The 5,000-nt window shown below is 65.0% G+C and carries 3 protein-coding genes, 2 rRNA genes and 2 pseudogenes (1 of these 7 only partly in view); 1 reads left to right on the forward strand and 6 read right to left on the reverse strand.

Features of this window, described 5'->3' with window-relative positions; genetic code table 11:
- Window positions 1-792 precede the first annotated feature (792 nt).
- Both R4Z63_RS14520 and R4Z63_RS14525 read right to left on the reverse strand, forming a co-directional pair.
- Window positions 793-1,033 (reverse strand): annotated as a pseudogene (locus R4Z63_RS14520) (IS5/IS1182 family transposase); the annotation flags it as partial.
- 787 nt (window positions 1,034-1,820) lie between these two features.
- Window positions 1,821-2,280: pseudogene (locus tag R4Z63_RS14525) on the reverse strand (transposase family protein); the annotation flags it as partial.
- Between the two features lie 198 nt (window positions 2,281-2,478).
- Between R4Z63_RS14525 and R4Z63_RS14530 the strand changes: the two are divergent.
- Window positions 2,479-2,721 carry a hypothetical protein gene (locus R4Z63_RS14530; RefSeq protein WP_491522550.1) on the forward strand — a complete coding sequence of 81 codons (243 nt, stop codon included), beginning with the start codon at window positions 2,479-2,481 and terminating at the stop codon, window positions 2,719-2,721.
- A gap of 483 nt (window positions 2,722-3,204) precedes the next feature.
- Here the strand turns inward: R4Z63_RS14530 and R4Z63_RS14535 are convergent, their stop codons facing one another.
- The 4 genes from R4Z63_RS14535 to R4Z63_RS14550 form a co-directional block, all read right to left on the reverse strand.
- Window positions 3,205-3,474, reverse strand: coding sequence for a hypothetical protein (locus R4Z63_RS14535; RefSeq protein ID WP_384456614.1), 270 nt, complete (start codon window positions 3,472-3,474; stop codon window positions 3,205-3,207).
- Between the two features lie 17 nt (window positions 3,475-3,491).
- A complete protein-coding gene (locus tag R4Z63_RS14540) occupies window positions 3,492-3,848 on the reverse strand; it encodes a hypothetical protein (RefSeq protein WP_037931099.1) in 357 nt (118 codons plus the stop codon).
- Between the two features lie 109 nt (window positions 3,849-3,957).
- Window positions 3,958-4,074: ribosomal RNA gene (gene rrf / locus R4Z63_RS14545) — 5S ribosomal RNA — on the reverse strand.
- 79 nt (window positions 4,075-4,153) lie between these two features.
- A 23S ribosomal RNA gene (locus R4Z63_RS14550) occupies window positions 4,154-5,000 on the reverse strand; it runs 2,271 nt beyond the window's last position.

Genomic DNA, 5,000 nt, shown 5'->3' on the forward strand with positions numbered 1-5,000 from the left:
ACTGTTCAACTCTACAACCGGGCCCGCGGGGAGTCAAAACGCCGCCGAGCCTCGGCCGTAGCCGACGTCCGTCCTCGCGGAGTTCATGCGGTGGCGGATGCGGTCGACGACCGCTCTGTGAGGACCGCCGTATCCGTGGGTGGTTGCGGCGATCGTGTCTTCTTCCTACTGGGCGACACCGCCGGAGCGGGACGAGAGCGCCCCGGCTACGCCGTACCCGCGTCTCGTACCTCCTGGCACCCGGCCAGCCTCTTGGCCTGCCGGCGGCCGGCACGGCTGGATGGTCCTCCTGGTGTGCAGCAGCTACGAGCCGGTCACCTCGCCAGCGAGGACGAGCACGGGTTGCGCCGTCCTCACAGCACAGGCCGCGTGGCCTTCCGGCTCGTAGATTCGGCTCCGTACGAACAGGCCCGAGAGCGTTGACTCCGCCATGCGCTGACACTCATGAGCCCGTCTGCGGCACCGAGGCACCGAACGCACCCCGAGGCCAGCGGCCCTGCGAAGCGATGCACCCGGCCGTGGTGTGGCGCGACCACGGAGTCCGACGCCGCGAGCTTCTTCGAGATACCCACTGATCAGGGGGCTGTCTGCGAAATGCAACGAGCACGAGCAAGCCCCCGGGCTGTCGGTCGAGACGTCCGACGTCTCCACCACGCTTCCCCGGGCACTCGCCGGTCATCCTCGCCGCACTGGGCCTCCCCCTGCGCCCGTGGAGTGGACCACGGCGCTCATCCCCACCCCAGAGGGGCACCGGTGCTACAAGACCCACCCGTCCCAGCGCGCTGTCGACACTGGGACCAGGATGTCGTCCACGATGAGTACGGCGTCCTTGGTGAACGGCTTGCGAGGCTGGAGCGCGAACATCGGCCCGAGGGGGTCGATGATGCGGTCGGCCGCCGGCTTCGAGATCCCGAACAGCGAGGAACGCCAGGATCCACGGCGGGCCCTTGCGGACCCAGCCCGCAGCGGCGCGACGCAGCACCGTCACCCGCTACGCCAAGGCGCGTGGGCTCAGCCCGGAGAACGGTGGTATCCAGACACCTCAGGGCTCTCACGAATCAAGTCGTCGTCGGTGAGCCCGTGGTTCCCCAGCGGTTCCAGAGCGTGTGGTGCCAGTCATCGGCATCGGGTCCGGGGGTGCGACCGCCGGCACCGGGCCAGGGCTGGTCTCGATCAGGTGCAGCAGCGACCAAGCGACGCCGTAGCAGTCGTCGGGGCCGAAGCAGCCAGCCAGGGCCTGCGCCTCGATCCGTGTGACGGGTGCAGAGATGGCCTCGATTTGTTTGACTCGCCGGTCGAGCTCCCGCTCGTCGGCGTCCGAGCCGGGCAGAGAGCCGTCTGCGACGAATGTCTGAACTTCGGATCTCATCTGCGAATGATCGACGGATGTGAGTGACCTGGGCAAGGCGCGATGCCGCAGGTCAGGCGCCAGCTGTCTCGGCCGCCGAGGGCGGTGAGGGGAAGGCAGCCGATTCGACGAACCAGCCGCCTCGCTGCAGGCAGGGGGAGAGCTGGCCGACCATGCGGTTGAAGAGGTTGCGCTGGGCGACGGCGTGCCAGTCTGCACGGCTATCGCGGCGGCTCCGGTCATGGACCTGGTCATGGAGTTGATCGCGGAGAAGGCCCGGAGGTATCCGGCGTGGTCGAGGCGGTCGCTTTTCGTCACAGCGTCCCCGACAGCTCCGCGCTGACAGCCGACGCAAGCGTGACTGGTTCCTTCAGCAGCCGCACACGGTCCGATGCGCGTGCGGTCTCCTCGGTGCACAGCAGCTGACGACCGGTGCGGACCGCCGCGGCCTGGACGAGCCATTCCAACGTGATCAGTGGTCGTAGGCAATCAAGGATCGGATGACGGGCGGGCCGATCTTGTGGTCGTGCCAGATCTCGGCGGCCATCGCGAGGATGCACTGGGCGACGCGGACGGCGACGCCTTCGAGGGTCGGCCACCGTGCTGTTCCAGGTCAGCTGGCCTTTCAGGGTGTCGTTGACCGACTCGATCAACTGCCGCCCCGACTTCAGGAGGCTATCGCCCGTGCGCTTCGGCTCGCGCTTGAAAAAAGGACGCCGCAACTCCGCGCCCCGGAAGGCCATTTCGGCCTCGAACTCCTTGGAAGCGAAGCCCTTGTTCACGATCACCAGCAGGCGGGGCCGGTCCGTGGCCGGGTGCGGTTCGCGGTCCACCATCGCCGACAGGACCTCCCGCTCGTACAGCTTCGGGTTCGCCAGTGCCTCAAGGGCGGGCATCCCGGTCGGAGTGCGCACCAGGAACAGGCGCAGGCCACAGCTGCGGCGGTCGGCCAATCCGTCGGGTACCTCAGATCTCGTCGTCGATCTCCACGTACAGTGCAGTCAGTAGGGCATCCAGGTCATTCGTCATAGATCGATCTTGGATTCCCTACGTGCGTTCCCAGGCGCGCCGTCGGCATCCAGAATGAATCTCTGGGTTGGGTGCATACGGAGCACAGGGGGTGCGGGGTCATGAGCTGGTATGTGCTGGTGGAAGCCAACGTGTCGTACAGCGGCGACAGCACATGGGAACTGGTCGACAAGATCCCCGTTGACGGCGGAAGGGAAACAGCCCTCGCCCGGGCCGAGGAGATAAGCCGGACCTATGTGCGGTGGGCCGTCGACCCGGAGAAGTACGGCCGCCTCGTGTTCCAGACCTCTCCCACGAGTTGGCTCGTGGAGCAGACCCTGGTTGGTCCGGTACGACCGCTCTGACAGCCCCTCCACACTCTCCCAGCTGCTGCGCATCTGCGTCGCTGAGCTGGTGTTTGCACGGGATCCCGCGCCAGCCGATCCTCCCAGGAAGGGATGGCTGCGCAGGTGACCGACCGCGTCCTGATCGAGCCGGTGGATGATCTCCAAGATCAGCTCGATTCGGGAAGCACAGCGGCTGCCTATGGCCACTGATCACATCGGAATGAGCTCCCCGACCCGTAGTGCCGTCGCCGCGGCGGCGGGCGGAGCGACAGCCGGCGCGGGACGGCTACGTCAACGCGTCCGCCGTGGGGGCGGTGGCGCGCCACACGCGACTGCGAGCCCCCACAGCGCCTGCTGTACTCCGGAAGGGGCCCTCGCGCACACCGGCTTGACGCATATCGCGGACGTCTCCTCAGCCGCTGCCGCTGCCGGCCGCCAGTCCGGCCTGGTCCGAGTTCGGCGCATGCGTTGACGTGGCCCGGCCTTCCAGCCCGCTTCGGGTCAAAGGTTCACGCGCTTGAGGTAGACCCGGCTCCGGTGCGCGATGGTCTGGTACCAGACCATGAGGTGCTCGTCCTCGTACGTACGCAACCGCATCGGGTGGGGGTCCTCGTAGAGGCTGCCGTCCTTGGGGTCGATGGCCATCGCGGCGAGGTCGACCAGGCCGTCCATGACAGCGTCTACCAGCTCCTGCTGTGCTGCGGGCATTTCACCGAGCACCCACAGCCGGTTGGGGTCGCACTCCCATGCCCAGCCGCTGTCGTTCTCCACGCCCTCGCCGCGCCGGGTCACTGACCGATCTCGCGCTGGGCTTCGGCGAGGATGCGGCTACTGGTCTCCATGGCGGCGCGGAACTGCTCCTCCGTTGCATCGGGGTCGCCCGCGACGCGTTCTGCTTCGTGCAGTGCTGCCGACCGTGCGGGCCAGCGGTGGATTGCCACGTGCGTGGCCCACTTGATCAAGAAGAACCGCAGGGGGTTGATGGCACCCGTCTCCGCGGCACGGTCGAAGGCCTCATTGCACTCCTTGTCGAGCACGGCCAGGCTGGCCATGTCGATCCGCCGCACGGCATCCCGCAGGGCTTCCCGGGTCATCGCCGGCTGGGGGACGAGAGGTCCGCCGTCTTCCCACTGCTGTGCTGTCATCGCTTCCTCCAGGGGAACGCATGCCAGGATACAGAGCCGAACCTCGGAAACTGTTGGTGAACGCGGAAAAGCCCCGTACCAGAAGGTACGGGGCTTCCCCACAAAAATTGTTCGGCGGCGTCCTACTCTCCCACAGGGTCCCCCCTGCAGTACCATCGGCGCTGAAAGGCTTAGCTTCCGGGTTCGGAATGTAACCGGGCGTTTCCCTAACGCTATGACCACCGAAACACTATGAAATTTAGAACGCTGGCATGTAATCACAGCCGTTCGTTATTTCAGAACTAACACAGTGGACGCGAGCAACTGAGGACAAGCCCTCGGCCTATTAGTACCAGTCAGCTCCACCCGTTACCGGGCTTCCACATCTGGCCTATCAACCCAGTCGTCTACTGGGAGCCTTACCCTCTCAAGGAGGTGGGAATACTCATCTTGAAGCAGGCTTCCCGCTTAGATGCTTTCAGCGGTTATCCCTCCCGAACGTAGCCAACCAGCCATGCCCTTGGCAGGACAACTGGCACACCAGAGGTTCGTCCGTCCCGGTCCTCTCGTACTAGGGACAGCCCTTCTCAATATTCCTACGCGCACAGCGGATAGGGACCGAACTGTCTCACGACGTTCTAAACCCAGCTCGCGTACCGCTTTAATGGGCGAACAGCCCAACCCTTGGGACCGACTCCAGCCCCAGGATGCGACGAGCCGACATCGAGGTGCCAAACCATCCCGTCGATATGGACTCTTGGGGAAGATCAGCCTGTTATCCCCGGGGTACCTTTTATCCGTTGAGCGACGGCGCTTCCACAAGCCACCGCCGGATCACTAGTCCCGACTTTCGTCCCTGCTCGACCCGTCGGTCTCACAGTCAAGCTCCCTTGTGCACTTACACTCAACACCTGATTGCCAACCAGGCTGAGGGAACCTTTGGGCGCCTCCGTTACCCTTTGGGAGGCAACCGCCCCAGTTAAACTACCCATCAGACACTGTCCCTGATCCGGATCACGGACCGAGGTTAGACATCCAGCACGACCAGAGTGGTATTTCAACGGCGACTCCACACCAACTGGCGTTGATGCTTCAAAGTCTCCCACCTATCCTACACAAGCCGAACCGAACACCAATATCAAACTGTAGTAAAGGTCCCGGGGTCTTTCCGTC

The sequence above is a fragment of the Streptomyces sp. PL-29 genome, from assembly GCF_058344425.1.